The sequence below is a fragment of the Collimonas arenae genome, assembly GCF_001584165.1.
GTDB lineage: Bacteria > Pseudomonadota > Gammaproteobacteria > Burkholderiales > Burkholderiaceae_D > Collimonas > Collimonas arenae.
In genome coordinates this window covers 1,999,611-2,015,673 of the sequence record NZ_CP013233.1, presented here as the reverse complement: position 1 = coordinate 2,015,673, position 16,063 = coordinate 1,999,611, and the positions used below count along the sequence as shown (strand labels likewise).

The 16,063-nt window shown below is 60.4% G+C and carries 11 protein-coding genes and 4 pseudogenes; 5 read left to right on the top strand and 10 right to left on the bottom strand.

What is annotated here, in order from left to right; translation table 11 throughout:
- Positions 1-7: 7 nt before the first annotated feature.
- The 5 genes from CAter10_RS09470 to hutU form a co-directional block, all read right to left on the bottom strand.
- Positions 8-1,423: a formimidoylglutamate deiminase gene (locus CAter10_RS09470; protein ID WP_061533213.1), complete on the bottom strand. Its 1,416-nt coding sequence runs from the start codon at positions 1,421-1,423 to the stop codon at positions 8-10.
- Positions 1,420-2,670, bottom strand: coding sequence for an imidazolonepropionase (gene hutI / locus CAter10_RS09465; protein ID WP_061533212.1), 1,251 nt, complete (start codon positions 2,668-2,670; stop codon positions 1,420-1,422). Before hutI ends, CAter10_RS09470 begins: the two co-directional genes overlap by 4 nt.
- Positions 2,651-3,250 carry a HutD/Ves family protein gene (locus CAter10_RS09460; protein WP_061533211.1) on the bottom strand — a complete coding sequence of 200 codons (600 nt, stop codon included), beginning with the start codon at positions 3,248-3,250 and terminating at the stop codon, positions 2,651-2,653. The genes hutI and CAter10_RS09460 overlap by 20 nt, the downstream gene beginning before the upstream one ends.
- A gap of 28 nt (positions 3,251-3,278) precedes the next feature.
- Complete coding sequence (gene hutH, locus CAter10_RS09455) at positions 3,279-4,817, bottom strand: histidine ammonia-lyase (RefSeq protein ID WP_061533210.1); 1,539 nt, start codon at positions 4,815-4,817, stop codon at positions 3,279-3,281.
- Positions 4,818-4,914: 97 nt separating this feature from the next.
- Positions 4,915-6,618 (bottom strand): urocanate hydratase, encoded by a 1,704-nt coding sequence (hutU, locus tag CAter10_RS09450; RefSeq protein ID WP_061533209.1) that lies wholly within the window; start codon positions 6,616-6,618, stop codon positions 4,915-4,917.
- Between the two features lie 278 nt (positions 6,619-6,896).
- On the opposite strand from hutU, the gene hutC reads away from it, so the two are divergent.
- The 3 genes and pseudogenes from hutC (at position 6,897) to CAter10_RS09435 (ending at position 9,971) form a co-directional block, all read left to right on the top strand.
- Positions 6,897-7,613 carry a histidine utilization repressor gene (gene hutC / locus CAter10_RS09445; protein WP_061533208.1) on the top strand — a complete coding sequence of 239 codons (717 nt, stop codon included), beginning with the start codon at positions 6,897-6,899 and terminating at the stop codon, positions 7,611-7,613.
- Positions 7,511-9,171: pseudogene (locus tag CAter10_RS09440) on the top strand (MFS transporter). The gene hutC and the pseudogene CAter10_RS09440 overlap by 103 nt, the downstream one beginning before the upstream one ends.
- Positions 9,168-9,971 (top strand): ferredoxin--NADP reductase, encoded by an 804-nt coding sequence (locus CAter10_RS09435; protein ID WP_061533207.1) that lies wholly within the window; start codon positions 9,168-9,170, stop codon positions 9,969-9,971. The pseudogene CAter10_RS09440 and the gene CAter10_RS09435 overlap by 4 nt, the downstream one beginning before the upstream one ends.
- A gap of 25 nt (positions 9,972-9,996) precedes the next feature.
- On the opposite strand, the gene CAter10_RS09430 is transcribed toward CAter10_RS09435, so the two are convergent.
- From CAter10_RS09430 to CAter10_RS09410, 5 genes and pseudogenes are all read right to left on the bottom strand, one after another.
- Positions 9,997-10,698, bottom strand: a complete 702-nt coding sequence (locus CAter10_RS09430) for an ABC transporter ATP-binding protein (RefSeq protein ID WP_197467212.1) — start codon at positions 10,696-10,698, stop codon at positions 9,997-9,999.
- Positions 10,695-11,470 (bottom strand): annotated as a pseudogene (locus CAter10_RS09425) (ABC transporter ATP-binding protein). Before CAter10_RS09425 ends, CAter10_RS09430 begins: the two are co-directional and overlap by 4 nt.
- The gene (locus CAter10_RS23485; protein WP_236905517.1) at positions 11,467-11,745 is read right to left on the bottom strand and encodes a hypothetical protein; all 279 of its coding nucleotides are present in this window, start codon (positions 11,743-11,745) and stop codon (positions 11,467-11,469) included. The pseudogene CAter10_RS09425 and the gene CAter10_RS23485 overlap by 4 nt, the downstream one beginning before the upstream one ends.
- The gene (locus CAter10_RS09415; protein WP_061533205.1) at positions 11,724-12,695 is read right to left on the bottom strand and encodes a branched-chain amino acid ABC transporter permease; all 972 of its coding nucleotides are present in this window, start codon (positions 12,693-12,695) and stop codon (positions 11,724-11,726) included. The genes CAter10_RS23485 and CAter10_RS09415 overlap by 22 nt, the downstream gene beginning before the upstream one ends.
- 9 nt (positions 12,696-12,704) lie before the next feature.
- Positions 12,705-13,645 (bottom strand): annotated as a pseudogene (locus CAter10_RS09410) (branched-chain amino acid ABC transporter permease).
- A gap of 193 nt (positions 13,646-13,838) precedes the next feature.
- Here CAter10_RS09410 and CAter10_RS09405 point away from each other — a divergent pair.
- Both CAter10_RS09405 and CAter10_RS09400 read left to right on the top strand, forming a co-directional pair.
- Positions 13,839-14,453 carry a DUF2239 family protein gene (locus CAter10_RS09405; protein ID WP_061533204.1) on the top strand — a complete coding sequence of 205 codons (615 nt, stop codon included), beginning with the start codon at positions 13,839-13,841 and terminating at the stop codon, positions 14,451-14,453.
- Between the two features lie 96 nt (positions 14,454-14,549).
- Positions 14,550-16,044 (top strand): annotated as a pseudogene (locus CAter10_RS09400) (protein adenylyltransferase SelO).
- The last annotated feature ends 19 nt before the right edge of the window (positions 16,045-16,063 follow it).

Below are 16,063 nucleotides of genomic sequence, written 5' to 3'. Positions count from 1 at the left end.
TCCAAGTTCAATCGAGCAATCCCTTGAGTGTATCCCCATATGCCTTGGCGCTGCTTTCCTGCAGCCCATGACGATGATCGCGGATTACCCAACGGCCGCCGACCACGACGTCGCGTACCAGATTGGCGCCATGTTGGCAAAAGACGAAGCTGTCGAGCTGCTGGTCGCCTTGTTTTCCGGCCTGGTCGGCATGATGTGGATCCAGCACCAGCAGGTCGGCGCGTTGTCCCACCTGCAAGCCGGCCACTTGCCTGCCGCCGGCGGCGGCGCCACCGCGTAAGGCCTGTCGATACAGATAAGCACCAACTGACGCCGCGCCATCGCTAGCCGCAACCCCAGTCAGCACATTGCGCTGCCGATGCAGCAGGCGCTGACTGTACTCAAACAAACGTAATTCCTCCGCAGCGCTGGTACTGACATGACTATCCGAACCGATGCCCCACACGCCTTGTGCGGCGGCGTAGTCGACGCCGTTGAAAAAGCCGTCGCCGAGATTGGCTTCGGTGGTCGGACAGATGCCGGCTACTGCGCCGCTGCGCGCCAGCCGGACGGTTTCATCGGCATTCATGTGGGTCGCATGGACCAGGCACCAGTGGCGATCGACCTCGACATGATCCAGCAGCCAGGCCACCGGACGCGCGCCCAATGCCGCCACGCAATCGTCAACTTCCTTGGTCTGTTCCGCGATATGGATATGCACCGGCGCCTGCGCATCCCACTGCCGCAGCTGGTCCAGCATGGCTTGCAGCGATTGCGGCGACACCGCCCGCAGCGAATGCGGCGCAACGCCGTAGCGCAGCCCGGCATGCTGCGGATGCGCCGCCTGCAAGCCTTGTAGCGCCGCCATGATCCACTGCGGCGAATTGATGAAGCGCGCCTGCCCGGCATGTGGCGCCTGGGCGCCGAAACCGCTGTACTGATAGAGCACCGGCAGCAAGGTCAGGCCGATGCCGGCTTCCTGCGCCGCTTCTATCAGGCACACCAGGTTTTCAGCCGGATCGGCATACGGTTTGCCGCCAATATCGTGATGCAGGTAATGAAATTCGCACACCGAGGTATAGCCTGCCTGCAGCATTTCAATATACAGCTGCAGCGCAATCGCCTTCAAATCGGCCGGCGATAATTTACCGGCGAACTTGTACATCAACGTGCGCCAACTCCAGAAGCTGTCGCTGAAACCGGCCTGTGCCTGCGAGCGGTATTCGGTGAGGCCAGCCATCGCGCGCTGGAATGCGTGCGAATGCAAGTTGGTGATGCCGGGTAGCACCGCAGCAGCGACGCGCGGCGCCAGCGCGAACTCGGCGGCGTCAGGACTGACATTGGTCAGGATGCCGGCCTCGTCCCACTCCAACAGGACATTGTTGCACCAACCCTGCGGCAACAGCGCGCGGTCGGCAATCAGCTGCTTCATGACTGGATTCATGGCTGTCCTCGGGTAATGCTGCCGCCACGTACCACCGTGCGGCAAGGATTGAGACCGGACCAATAGGCCAGCTCGGCCAGTGAGTCAACCGACCAGACCACGAAATCGGCAGCCCGTCCCGCCTCAAGCAGGCCGTGCCGCGCGCCCTGGCCAATCGCTTGTGCGGCATGGACGGTAACGCCCTGCAATGATTCCGCTACCGTCATCCGGAACAATGTGCAGGCCATGTTCGACATCAGCAGCAAGGACGTGGTCGGCGATGTGCCGGGATTGCTGTCGGTCGCCAACGCCATCGGTATGCCGTGGCGTCGCAGCAGATCGAGCGGCGGCTGTTTGGTTTCGCGGATGAAGTAGTAGGCGCCCGGCAACAGCACCGCCACGGTTCCGCTACGCTGCATGGCGATCACATCGGCTTCTGTCAGATGTTCCAGGTGATCCACCGACAAGGCATTGAAACGCGTCGCCAACTGCGTACCGCCGATATTCGACAGTTGTTCGGCGTGCATCTTGATCGGCAGGCCAAGGCGTTGCGCGGCGTTAAAAACCAGTTCGCTTTGCGCCACCGTAAAGCCGATGTTCTCGCAAAACACGTCGACCGCATCGACCAACCCTTCGCCATGCAGCGTCGGCAGCATGATGTCGCAGACCAGCGCGATATATTCGTCGGCACGGCCCAGATATTCCGGCGGCAGCGCATGGGCGCCAAGGAAGGTCGTATACACCGTGACCGGATAGTGCTGCCCCAGGCGCCGCGCCACACGCAACATCTTGCGTTCGCCGTCCAGGTCCAGCCCATAGCCGGATTTGATTTCAATCGTTGTCACGCCCTCCGCCAGCAGGGCTTCCAGCCGCCCTGCTGACTGCTCGAACAAACTGTCTTCATCCGCCAGCCGGGTGGCGCGCACGGTCGAGACGATGCCGCCGCCACGCCGCGCGATTTCCTCGTAGCTGGCGCCGGCCAGGCGCAATGCAAATTCATCGGCGCGGTTGCCGCCGTAGACCAGATGTGTGTGGCAATCGATCAGCCCGGGCGTAATCCATCGGCCGCCGACATCGTGACGCGGCAGCGCCGGATCGGAAAACTCGGCCGGCAGTGATGCTTCGCTGCCAAGCCAGGCAATGACGCCATCGCGCACCACGATGACGGCGTCGACAATGGTGTGATCAGGATTGCCGGCCGGCACGATGCGGGCGTTATGCCAGATGCCATCGGCCGACCGGGCTGAATTAACTTGGTTCTGCGGCATGGCGGCCTTCCTGTTGCAGATTGACGTTGATGCTGATTAATACACTACCGGCATGCAAGGAACGCAACGACACCGGACCGGACAGATCATCGCAAACCAAGGCTTGCCGTTCCGCCAGCGTCGCCTGCTCCCCCTGATCGCCCAACACGTCCCAGCCACCTTGGACGCAATATAGCAAGTCGCAACTTTCGGTCAAATCCTGGTCGGCGTGCCAGACCTGCAACTCTCCGGTCGCGGCGCCACGGCGCAGCATCAGGTTGAAATCGCGGCAGGCCCCGCCGTCCAGCCGAGCAGCAATCTGCTGCTCGCCGCGAAAGCGATGCGGCTGCAATGGCAACAACGGCACTGCGGCGCTGTCTTCTACCAGCAGTTGCATGCCGTCTCCGGCCAGCAAGGTAATCACCCGGTCGACACCAGCAAAGCTGGAAAATGCACCTGACTGGGCCACATCGGCAATACTCACGCGCCACAAGAAGGTGTCGAATGAAGACGCAGCCGGATAACTGTATAGCTCGCGCGTCACGCCGCCACCGTTTTTCCAGGGCGTCGCCGGCAAGTCTTCGAAGCGGATCAGTTTCATGGATTACTGCCGTCCTTCAAAGGTTTTATCAGGCGTATAACTCGGTGAATAACGACGCGCAGCTGGCGCTGACAGTACCTTGCAGCACCAGTTGCTTCGCCGCTTCGATATCGGGTGCGAAGAAACGATCCTTGTCGTAGAACGCCACCTGCTGGCGCAAGCGTTGCAATACGTCGGCCAGCAACGGCGAAGTGGTCAGCGGCTGATGACAATCGACGCCCTGCGCTGCGGCCAGCAATTCAATCGCGACGATGGTAGCCGTATTGTGCGCCATTTCGTGCAGGCGGCGACCGGCGAAGGTCGCCATGCTGACGTGGTCCTCCTGATTGGCGGAAGTCGGCAGGCTATCGACGCTGGCGGGATGCGCCAGCGATTTGTTTTCCGATGCCAGCGCGGCCGCGGTGACATGCGCAATCATGAAGCCGGAATTGAGGCCGGATGATTGCACCAGAAATGGTGGCAATCCGGACAGCGAAGAATCGATCAACAAAGCGATACGACGCTCGGACAAGGCGCCAATTTCAGCAATCGCCAATGCCAGCGTATCGGCGGCAAAGGCCACCGGCTCGGCATGAAAATTACCGCCAGAGATGACTTCATCGTGTTCGGCATAGATCAGCGGATTATCGGTCACCGCATTGGCTTCAATCAGCAGCGTACGTGCGGCATTGCCGATCAGGTCAACGCAAGCGCCCATCACCTGCGGCTGGCAGCGCAAGCTGTACGGATCTTGTACGCGCTCGTCATTTACCAGATGCGATTGGCGGATCGCGCTGCCATTCAGCAGTTGGCGATAGATCTTGGCGGTGGCGATCTGCCCCGGCTGGCCGCGCACTTCATGTACGCGTGGATCAAACGGCGCGTCGCTGCCGCGCGCCGCGTCGACAGCCAACGCGCCCGTAACGGCAGCCGCTTCCAGCACGCGCTCGGCCAGGAACAAGCCATGCAGGGTCAATGCGGTAGAGACCTGGGTGCCGTTGATTAGCGCCAGTCCTTCCTTGGCGGCCAGCACGATCGGTGCAATACCTGCCTTCGCCAGCGCTTCCTTGGCGTCAACCAGCTTGCCATCAACCCGTACCTGGCCTTCGCCCAGGATCGCCAGTGTCATGTGCGACAACGGCGCCAAGTCGCCCGAAGCGCCGACCGAGCCCTTGACCGGAATGCACGGCATGATGCCGGCGTTGTAAATCGCCAGCAAGGTATCGATCACCTGCGCCCGGATGCCGGAAAAGCCGCGCGCCAGGCTGCCGATTTTCATCGCCAGGATCAAGCGCACTGCGGCGTCGTCCATCAGGTCGCCGGTACCGACCGAATGCGACAGGATCAGGTTGCGTTGCAGCAGCTCAAGTTGTTCATCCGGAATGCGGGTCTTGGCCAGTTTGCCAAAACCGGTATTGATGCCGTAGGCGGCATCGCCGCGCTCGACGATCCGGGCCACGGTAGCGGCCGAGGCATTGATCGCGGTATAGGCGGATGCCGGCAATTGCAGTGGCACGGCATCGGCCCAGATGCTGCGGATTTCCGCCAGCGACATTTTTCCCGGTTGCAGGGTTAACGATGTTTTCATATGCATTTCTTTCACAATTATCTGTTCACTGTAGCGCCGGATAAGCGCAATTCAAACTCGATTCTACGGATGAATCGCACCCTGCCGCGTTTATTGCTTACTTAATCATTGGCAAATTCAGATTGTGCCGCTTGGCGCATTCCACCGCTGCCTCATAGCCGGCATCGGCATGACGCATGACGCCCGACGCGCAATCGTTGACCAGCACGCGCGCCAGGCGCTTGGCGGCGGCATCAGTGCCGTCGGCAACGATCACCATGCCGGCATGTTGCGAATAGCCCATGCCAACGCCGCCACCGTGATGCAGCGAAACCCAGGTGGCACCGCCGGATGTATTCAGCAAAGCATTCAGCAGCGGCCAGTCGGAGACGGCATCGCTGCCATCTTTCATGCTTTCGGTTTCACGGTTCGGGCTGGCGACCGAGCCGGTATCGAGGTGATCGCGGCCGATCACGACCGGCGCTTTCAGTTCGCCGTTACGTACCATCTCGTTGAAGGCCAGGCCTGCAATATGGCGCTCGCCCAAGCCAAGCCAACAGATCCGCGCGGGTAAGCCCTGGAATGCAATCCGTTCGTGCGCCATGTCCAGCCAGCGATGTACGTGCTTATTTTCGGGGAACAACTCCTTGATCTTGGCGTCGGTCTTGTAGATATCTTCCGGATCGCCGGACAAGGCCACCCAACGGAACGGCCCTTTTCCTTCACAGAACAGCGGGCGAATGTACGCCGGCACAAAGCCGGGGAAATCGAAGGCATTCTTGACGCCTTGGTCGAATGCAACCTGGCGGATATTGTTGCCGTAATCGACGGTCTTGATGCCCATCGCATGGAAATCCAGCATCGCCTGCACGTGCTGCGCGCACGAGTGGGCGGCATCGGCAGTCAGCCGCGCCTGCTGCGACGGATCGTTTTGCGCCGCCACCCATTGCTCTACGCTCCAGCCGATTGGCAGATAACCGTTGATCAGGTCATGCGCCGAGGTCTGGTCGGTCACCAGGTCGGGCTTGATGCCGCCAGCCTTGGCGCGCCTCACCAGCTCCGGCAGCACTTCCGCGGCATTGCCGAGCAGGCCGATGGAAATCGCTTCCTTGCGTTCGGTGTGGTACTTGATCAGATCGAGCGCGTCGTCCAGGTTCTTGGCCTGCTTGTCGAGATAGCGCGTGCGCAGGCGGAAGTCGATGCTCGACTGCTTGCATTCGATGGTCAGCGAAGCGGCGCCAGCCAGCGTCGCGGCCAAAGGCTGCGCGCCGCCCATGCCGCCCAGGCCGGCGGTCAGGATCCAACGCCCAGACAGGTCGCCGCCAAAATGCTGGCGCCCGGCTTCGGCAAAAGTTTCGAACGTGCCTTGCACGATGCCCTGGCTGCCGATGTAGATCCAGCTGCCGGCGGTCATCTGGCCGTACATGAACAAGCCTTTGCGGTCGAGTTCGTTGAAGTGCTCCCAATTGGCCCATTTCGGCACCAGGTTGGAATTGGCCAGCAGCACCCGCGGTGCATCGGCGTGGGTCTGGAATACGCCGACCGGCTTACCGGATTGGATCAGTAATGTTTCATCGTCGTTCAGTTTGGTCAACGCTTCAACGATCTTGTCAAAACAGGCCCAGTCACGCGCCGCCCGGCCGATGCCGCCATACACCACCAGGTCGTTCGGCCGCTCGGCCACTTCCGGATCGAGGTTGTTCATCAGCATGCGCAGCGGCGCTTCGGTCAACCAGCTCTTGGCGGTCAACTGGGTGCCGCGTGCTGCGCGGATGGTGCGGCTCGGATCGCGGCGTGGATCGGTGCTGGTCGGTGTGCTCATGGTGACTGGTCTCCGTAAAAGTTATTCGCTCAACAATGTTCGCATTCAAAGTACAAGTTGTATAGGCCAGTAAGATATAATGCCTATACAACTTAGTCAACCGGATTTATCCAAACTTCTGGCGATGCTTCGAGAACGGTTGGCACACGAATAACCTTACGGACAATCATGGCATCAAAGATTCCCGTTGACTTAAAGCTTACTTGATCTTGCATACTTCGGTTGCCCCCCAACTGTTGTAGTATCCGTAATGAAATTTATTGAGTAGGAGCCGGCGTATGCATGGCGCATTAGCAAAGAACAACAAGGCAGTACCCTCATTTCAACTGGTCAAGGATCATGTATTGCAGCAGATCCGCAGCGGTGAATGGAAGCCGGGCGACCTGATCCCGTCTGAACGCGAACTGATGTTGCAATTCAACCTGTCGCGAATGACAGTCAACCGCGCATTGCGTGAGCTGACCGACAATCAAATGCTGGTCAGGATTCAAGGCTCCGGCACCTATGTCGCGCCGGGAAAATATCAATCGACTCTGGTGGAAATCCGCAGTATCGACGACGAACTGGTAGCGCGCGGCCACCGCTACCGTAGCCAGGTGCTGACGCTGGAAGCCAGCGCCACGCCGGTGGCATTGAAGGCGCTTGGCTTCGACAGCGGCTCGGTATTCCATTCAGTGATCGTGCATTTCGCCGACGACATCCCGATCCAACTAGAAGATCGTTACACCAATCCAGCGCTGTTTCCGGATTACCTGCAGCAGGATTTTCATCGCATCACGCCGAATCACTACATGGTGCAGGTGGCACCGTTAGATCGCGCCGAATACAGCATCGAATCGAAAATGCCAGACGCCGCAGTGCGCAAGCTGCTACAGATGGAAGCCGGCGAACCATGCCTGCTGCTGTCGCGCCGCACCTGGGTCCACGACGCCGTGGCAACCTCGGTCAGCCTGTGGCATCCCGGCTCCCGATACCAGTTTACCGGCGGTTTCTGAACCGTACAGACCGCCAGCGCCGTCTGAGCCGGCGCAGTAGAATTTCAACTCTGAAGCAGCAAAAACAGGACATATTGCCCATGTCGGCTACCTCTTCCGCAATTAATTCAAACGATGCACCGGCCAGCTGGTCCGACCTGCTGTCGGGCCGCAACGCACTGCGCTCCATCACCCTGGCCGGCGGCGTCGGCATGCACGCCACCAACGTCTATATCGTCACCACCATCCTGCCGTCGGTAGTCAAGGAGATCGGCGGCCTGGAATACTATGCCTGGGCCACTTCACTGTTCGTGGTGGCGTCGATCATTGCCGCCGGCGTTGCTTCACGCCTGGTCGAATGGCTCGGCTATCGCAGCGCCTGCCTGCTGGCGTTGCTGGTGTTTTCGCTCGGCTCCGCCGGCTGCGCACTGGCGCCGCACATGGTTTGGCTGCTGGCGGCGCGTACCGTGCAGGGCTTTGGCGGCGGCGTGCTGGTGGCGTTGTCTTACGCGATGATCCGCGTGGTTTTTGCGCCGCCGCTGTGGTCGCGGGCGATGGCGCTGATGTCCGGCATGTGGGGCATTTCAACGCTGTCGGGCCGGCCATCGGCGGCATATTCGCTCAAATGGGTAGCTGGCGCGGCGCGTTCTGGGCGCTGCTACCCGCCGCCATCATCCTGGCGCTGCTGGTGCAGTTCACGTTGAAAGTCCCGCCACAAAGCCGTTCGGACGACAAACCCGAGAGCATCCCGATCCTGAAAATCCTGCTGCTGGCGGCGGCGGTGATGTCGGTGTCGGCGGCCAGCCTGTTCAGCGGCATCATTCTGAATGTCGGCGGCATTGCATTCGGCGTCGCCCTGATTGCACTGATCGCCTGGCTGGAGCGACGCGGCGGCACACGCTTGCTGCCGAGCGGTGCGTTCTCGCTGCGTACCCGTATCGGCGCCTTGTATGCAACCATGATATTGATGATCCTGGGATTAACCACCGAAATCTACGTACCTTATTTCCTGCAAGTGATCCAGGGACATTCGCCACTGCTGGCCGGTTACCTGACAGGCATCATGTCCTGCGGCTGGACCTTGGCAGCGCTATTGTTCTCCAGCTATAGCGGCGCGCGCGCCAGGTTTGTGATGAAGGCGGGGCCGGTGGTTGTCATCGTCGCGCTGCTGGCGTTGTCGTTGCTGCTGCCGTCGGCCGCGGTGCTGGACAGCTACGGCTTGCTACCCTTGTGCGTCGTGCTATTGCTGGTCGGCTTCGGCATCGGCATGGGCATGCCGCACCTGATGGCGAAGATATTAAGCAGCGCGCCTGCCGATGAAGGCAACCTGGCGGCTTACTCGCTGACCACCGTGCAGCTGTTCGCCACCGCTATCGGCGCCGCGCTGGCCGGCATGGTTGCGGCGCTAGCCGGCGTTGCCGATCCAGGTGGGCTGACTGGCGCTTCCAATGCCGCGCATTGGCTGTTCATCTGTTTTGCCGCAGCGCCGCTGCTGGCTTTCTTCACGGTGCGCCAGGCCTTGCGCCTGAATGCGTCTTCTGCCATCAAGGGCAGCCAACCGGAGGAGTCACGTTCATGAGCAGCACGCCACCCAAGCCAGCCGTGTCCCCGCTCAAGGCCAGCACTGAAAGCGTCACCAGCGTGCACCACTGGACCGACAAACTGCTGTCGTTTCGCAGCACGCGACCGGCCGGCTATCAATTCACGCCGGGACAGTTTGCCCGCCTCGGCGTGACCGTTGGCGAAGAAGTATTGTGGCGTGCCTATTCGGTCACTTCGGCAACCAGCGAACCGGAACTGGAATATTTCCTGGTGCAGGTTCCCGGCGGCCAATTTACCGAACATCTCAAGAGCCTGCAGCCAGGCATGCCGATCCTGGTCGAAAAATTCAGCTACGGCTTCATGACCGCGGACCGTTTTGTCGATGGCGAGGATTTATGGATGCTGGCCACCGGCACCGGCCTCGGCCCGTTCATCTCGATCCTGCAAGATCCGGCGGTGTGGCAGAAATTCCGCAACCTGATCCTGGTCCATTGCGTCAGGAATGCCGACGAACTCGCCTACCAGGAACTGCTGACATCGTTGCCGTCACGACCGGAACTGGCGGCCGGCGGCGCACGGCTACGACTGTTGCGCTCCACCACACGCGATGTACAAGCCGCAGCGCCAGGCAATTTACAGGGACGCATCACTGCATTGTTGGCGAACGGCGCACTGGAGGCTGCGGCAGGCCTGGATATCACCGTCGAGAAATCGCGCATCATGATGTGCGGCAATCCGGAAATGATTACCGAAACCCGGGAGCTGCTGCACCAGCGCGGCCTGCGCCCATGTCGACGGGCAGTGCCGGGGCAGTTTGTGACTGAGGACTACTGGTAGGCCGTCAACCGCAACAAAATCACGCTCAGACTTCTAGCCATTGCCGGCGCACCGCCTGATTGCGTCGCAGTTCGGACGATGTTCCGGCAAACACAATCCGCCCCCGCCCCATCACCAGCACGCGATCGGCAATCTCCAGCGCAATGTCGAGCTTTTGCTCGACCAGCAGCACGCCTAACCCCTGCTCTCGCAGCCGTTGCAAATGCTGCGCAACCACCTTGACCATGGCTGGCGCCAGGCCTTCGGTTGGCTCATCCACCATGATCGCTTTAGGCGCGCCCATCAGGCTGCGACACAAACTCAGCATCTGCTGTTCGCCGCCGGATAATGCCCCTGCTGCAACATGCCGGCGTGCCGCCAATTGCGGCATCAGGCACAGCATGTCGTCGATATTGACACCTCCAACGCCACCACCATGCTGCCCAAGAAGTAGATTCTGCTGCACCGTCAAAGTGGGAAATACGGCACGCTCTTCCGGCACGTAAGCCAGACCCTGACGCGCAATCTGGAAGGTTTTCAAACCGAACAGTTCGGCGCCATCGAGCAACACCGAGCCGCTGCCGCGCAACATGCCCATGGCCGCCTTCAATGTGCTGGAGCGGCCAGCGCCATTACGCCCTAGCAAAGCCACAATTTCGCCGCGGCCGACCTCCAGATCGACGCCGCGCAGCACCTGACCCTGTCCGTAGAAGGCATGCAAACCGCGAATTTGCAGCAGCGCACTCATGAGCCGAACTCCACGCCCAGCGTGCCGAGATAAGCCTCCTGCACCGCTCGATTGCTGCGGATCGCGGCCGGTGTATCGCATGCGATAACACGCCCCTCGACCAGCACGGCGATTCGATCCGCCAGACCGAATACCACCTCCATGTCGTGCTCGATCAGCAACAACGTCTTGCCATCGCTGATGCGTCGGATCAACTCCAGCGCCTGCCCCGATTCATCGCGACTCATGCCGGCGGTCGGCTCATCGAGCAGCAGCACGCCCGCGCCTCCGGCGATCGTGACGCCAAGCTCCAGCGCACGCTGACCGGCGTATCCAAGGGCGCCGCCCGGCATCTCGCGCTGGCCTTGCAAGCCGCACAAGCGCAGGACTTCGTCAGTGCGCCGGTTGATGGCGTCCAGCGCCGCCAGCCTGCGCCAGAACGCATGACGATGGCCATGCGCAGCCAATACCGCAACGCGCAGATTTTCCCAAACACTCAGTTGCGGAAAAATATTGGTGATCTGGAAGCTGCGCGCCAGGCCGAGGCGATTCACCTGGAACGGACTGAGGCCAGCGATATGGCGGCCATGCAGCAGTATCTCGCCGCTGGTGACCGCATTGCGGCCCGAGATCAGGTTGAACAAAGTCGATTTGCCGGCGCCATTGGGGCCGATCAGAGCCATTCTTTCCCCTGCCGCAATTGCAAATCGGCGCCACGAATAATCGGAGTGTCGCCGAACTGCTTGTGCAGATTGCGCAACTCCAGCACGATCGGCTGCTCTGTCGCACTCATGACCGCGCCTCCTCATCCATCATTGCCAGCGTATGCAGATAACGCTGCCGCGCAGACCGCATGACTGCCGCCGCAACAAGCAATACGCCGATCGACAAACCCATCAGGCCAACAGAAACCGGCGCGCCATCGCCGCCTTCTGCCGCATGCCGATACAGCATCTCAATCAGGTACACGCCGGCGCAGATCATGAGCAATCCCGCAGCCAACAGCATCGAAAACGGCTTTGCCAATCGCCGCAATTGCGACAGCGTCAACCGGCGCCAGGTCGACACGGCTCCGATCCAGATCCCGGCCAGTCCGCCCGGGGCAAACAGCACGATGCAAGCAAACAGCAGGCCCAGATATAGCTGCCAGCCTCGGGTGTAAGTCGATAACAGTCCAGAAAAAGCACGCCGACCAGCGCCCCCAGCAACGGTCCGAAGAAATAGCCGATGCCGCCGATAAAGGTAAACAACAGGATTTGCGCCGAACGCAGCAATCCCAGGTTCTCGGCGCTGACAATTTCAAAGTTGATGGCGCCCAGTGCACCACCGATGCCGGCAAAGAAGGCCGCCAGCATGAACATCAGATAGCGTACACGGCGCGGATCATGCCCGACGAAGGCGGCACGCTCGGGGTTGTCGCGCACCGCATTGGCAATGCGCCCCAGCGGCGTGCGCGTCAACGCATACATGGCGGCGCAGGAAACGAATAGCCAGAACGCAATCAGGTAATACACCTGCAACGGTGACGCGAAATCGATGCCAAACAACGGCGTACCCAGCACCCGGTCGGTGCTGACACCGCTTTCACCGCCAAACCAGGCGGGAAACATCAACACCGCCGCAGCCGCCATTTCCACCAATGCCAGGCTGATCATCGACAAGGCTGTGCCCGATTTGCGGGTAGTGACGTAACCGAACAGTGCGCCGCACGCCAATCCTGCCAACCCGCCCAACAAAGGCACAAACAACAGCGCCGCAGCACCCGCTCCGGCCAATCGGTTCATCGCGTGGGCCGCCGCAAATGCCGGCAAACCGGCATACAGTGCATGCCCGAATGACAGCATGCCGCTCTGCCCCAACAGCATGTTGAAGGACAAGGCCAGAATCATCATGCTGCCGCATTGCGACAGGATCGACAACGCAGCGCTTTGCGGGAACAGCAGCGGCGCAACGATCAGCACCAAGGCGAAAAGTAACCAAACCCATTTGGCGTGCGACGACGGATGCGCTGCTGTCATGTCCCGCCCTCAATCACGCACGCCAAGCAGGCCGCGCGGCCGCAGCAGCATGACCAGCACCAGCAACAAATATGGCAGGATCGGCGCCACCTGCGCCAGCGTCAATTGCAGCAGCGGATAAGCAGCCGCGGCCGGATCAATCTCGATCCCCAGCCGCGCCAGCCGCCCAGCAGCGAGACATCGAGCGCCACGGCAAAGGTTTGCAGGATCGCGATCAACAGCGAAGCGATGAACGCCCCGCCAGCGAACCCAGGCCACCGACCACCACCACCACGAAAATAATACTGCCGACACCAGCCGCCATGCCCGGCTCGGTCACAAAAGCATTGCCGCCCACCACGCCAGCTAACCCCGCCAGGCCGCAACCGACGCCAAACACCAGCGTAAAAATCCGCGGCACGTTGTGCCCCAACGCCTCGACCATCTGCGGATGCGTCAACGCCGCCTGGATTAGCAAGCCAAGGCGCGAACGCTTCAGCAACCAGGCCGCCGCCAGCAGCGTCAGCACTGCCAGCAGCATCATGAAACCACGATAGATCGGAAATTCGGTGGAATAAAAAGTAAACAACGGCCCATCGAGCTGCGCTGGAATCGCATACGGCAGCGGCGACTTACCCCAGACCAGCTGTACCAGTTCAACTGCCAGATAAGACAGTCCGAAAGTAAACAGCAGCTCCGCCACCTGCCCATGGCGGCGTACATGACGCAGCCCGAAACGCTCGACCAGCGCCCCCAGCAGGCCAACCAGCAGCGGCGCCAAGAACAGTGCGGGCCAAAATCCTAGCTTGCGCTGATCGCATAGGCGAAATAAGCACCCAGCATATAGAAACTGGCATGGCAAAGTTCAGCACGCCCAGCATGCTGAAAATCAGGGTCAGCCCGGATGACAGAAGGAACAGCAGCAAGCCGTAGCTGAGGCCATTCAGTAAAGTGATGAGGGTAAATTCCATTACGCGTTTATTGGCGCTGTCATGACACACGGTTCGGCATTCTACCGGTTTGCCGGCACAGCGCCCGCACCTGGTCAGCATGATATGAATGTCCGTATCGGACACTCAATTTAATTTTACCAAGGTAATATTGACGCCCAAATTAAACCAGGATAATATTATCCCATCACTTAATTTCAGAGGGTCATAAAAAATGCATTCCCCCTATCCCAACCAGGTCATCGCCTTCGCCGGCGCGCACCGCATCGCTTCCGGCCAATTGGCCCTGGTCGCGTTAAAAGCCAAGGAACTGCTCGACAGGAACGACGCCGCGACCGTACTGATCTTCGACGACATCACCAGCGCTCAGGTCGAAGTCGATTTCCGAGGCAGCGCCGAACAAGTCTTGCAACGCCTGTCGTCAAATGAAATCCATGCGGCGCAAACGGCGAAAACCGTCAACAGCGAGGAACTTCCGCGCGGCCCCGGGCGGCCGAAACTGGGCGTGATCGGCCGCGAAGTCACACTGCTGCCGCGCCACTGGGACTGGCTCAACCAGCAGCCTGGCGGCGCCTCGGTGGCGCTGCGTAAGCTGGTCGAAGATGCCAAACGCCAAGGGGAGGAACGCGACCAGATCCGCCGCGCCCAAGAGTATGCGTATCGGTTCATGTCGGCGATGGCCGGGGATCTGATCAATTTCGAAGAAGCGACCCGAGCCTTCTTTGCTGGCGACCAGGAGCGCTTTGCAGAACTGAGCGAACCCTGGCAAATCGATATTCGCGATCATGCCCGCAGGCTGGCAGCACGCGCCTTTGCTGTTGAGGCATGAACGCCGACACAGGAATCTCCGCATTCTCCCTTGCGACAACCATGAGATACTGCAAGATTCCCGCCATTCCTTATCGCAACCAGGATTAACGCCGTCATGAACACCCGCTTGGTCACTCCCGAAGTCCCCGGCCTCGAACAACTGCGCTTCGCCAACACGTTTGCGCAGTTGCCAGCCGCCTTTTACACCAAGCTGATGCCGACGCCGCTGCCGACCCTTATCTGGTGGACGCCAGCGCCCAGGCCGCAGGCCTGATTGGGTTGGACGCCGAGGTCACGGCCAGCGACGAATTCATCCAGACCTTTGCCGGCAACCGCATCGCAACTGGTTCGCAGCCGCTGGCGGCGGTCTATTCCGGCCATCAATTCGGCGTCTGGGCCGGACAATTAGGCGACGGCCGCGCCATTTTGCTTGGCGATGTCGCTGCCAGCGCTGGCGGACGATTGGAGTTGCAGTTGAAGGGAGCCGGAGCGACGCCCTATTCGCGCATGGGCGACGGCCGCGCAGTGCTGCGTTCATCAATTCGCGAATACCTCTGCTCGGAAGCAATGGCCGCGCTTGGCATTCCGACTTCACGCGCCCTATCGCTAATCGGCTCCGACCAGCTGGCCATGCGCGAACGCCCAGAAACCACTGCGGTCGTCACACGCATGGCGCCCAGTTTCGTGCGCTTCGGTTCATTTGAGCACTGGTATTACAACAATCGGCAAGAAGAACTGAAAATCCTGGCTGACTACGTGATAACCGGCTTTTACCCGGAACTGCAGGACGCCGCCAATCCCTACCAGGCGCTGCTAGCCGAGGTAACCCGCCGCACAGCGCATCTGATGGCGCAATGGCAGGCCGTCGGCTTCATGCATGGCGTGATGAATACCGATAATATGTCGATCCTCGGCCTGACTCTGGATTACGGCCCGTTCGGCTTCATGGAGGCCTACGATCCGCGCCATATCTGCAACCACACCGACCAGCAAGGCCGCTACGCTTACAGCATGCAGCCACAGATCGGCCAATGGAACTGCTATGCGCTAGGCCAGGCGCTGCTGCCGCTGATCGGCAGCGTCGAAGCAACTGAAGCGGCGCTGGCCGATTACCAGGGTCAATACGGCGCAAAGATGGATGAATTGCTGCACACCAAGCTAGGACTGCAATCGCACCAGGCCGATGACAGCAAATTGCTGGATGCAATGTTTGCCCTGATGCAAGGCAGCCACGTCGATTTCACGCGGTTTTTCCGCAGCCTCGGCAACCTGCGTCTGGATGATGCAAGCGCCGACGCGCCCTGCGCGACCAATTCATCGACCGCGCTGCATTCGACGCCTGGGCGTTACAATACCGGGCACGCCTGAGAATGGAAAACAGCCAGGACTCGGCGCGCAAGCTTGCAATGGATGCAAGCAACCCCAAATACGTGCTGCGAAACTATTTGGCGCAGATCGCAATCGAAAAGGCGCAGAATAAGGACTTTTCGGAAGTCCGTAAGCTGCTGCAGATTCTTGAAAACCCGTTTGACGAGCAGCCGCAACATGCACAGTACGCCGAATTGCCTCCGGATTGGGCGCGCGGACTGGAAGTAAGCTGCTCATCATGAAACCTGTTTAGGAATTGAA

What these genes read in the sequence shown, in the direction of transcription:
- CAter10_RS09405 (WP_061533204.1), top strand. Translation starts at nt 13,839, where the DNA reads ATGCATTCCCCCTATCCCAACCAGGTCATCGCCTTCGCCGGCGCGCAC.
- hutH (WP_061533210.1), bottom strand. Translation starts at nt 4,817, where the DNA reads ATGAAAACATCGTTAACCCTGCAACCGGGAAAAATGTCGCTGGCGGAA.
- CAter10_RS09470 (WP_061533213.1), bottom strand. Translation starts at nt 1,423, where the DNA reads ATGAATCCAGTCATGAAGCAGCTGATTGCCGACCGCGCGCTGTTGCCG.
- hutC (WP_061533208.1), top strand. Translation starts at nt 6,897, where the DNA reads ATGCATGGCGCATTAGCAAAGAACAACAAGGCAGTACCCTCATTTCAA.
- CAter10_RS09430 (WP_197467212.1), bottom strand. Translation starts at nt 10,698, where the DNA reads ATGAGTGCGCTGCTGCAAATTCGCGGTTTGCATGCCTTCTACGGACAG.
- hutI (WP_061533212.1), bottom strand. Translation starts at nt 2,670, where the DNA reads ATGCCGCAGAACCAAGTTAATTCAGCCCGGTCGGCCGATGGCATCTGG.
- CAter10_RS09435 (WP_061533207.1), top strand. Translation starts at nt 9,168, where the DNA reads ATGAGCAGCACGCCACCCAAGCCAGCCGTGTCCCCGCTCAAGGCCAGC.
- CAter10_RS09460 (WP_061533211.1), bottom strand. Translation starts at nt 3,250, where the DNA reads ATGAAACTGATCCGCTTCGAAGACTTGCCGGCGACGCCCTGGAAAAAC.
- CAter10_RS09415 (WP_061533205.1), bottom strand. Translation starts at nt 12,695, where the DNA reads ATGACAGCAGCGCATCCGTCGTCGCACGCCAAATGGGTTTGGTTACTT.
- hutU (WP_061533209.1), bottom strand. Translation starts at nt 6,618, where the DNA reads ATGAGCACACCGACCAGCACCGATCCACGCCGCGATCCGAGCCGCACC.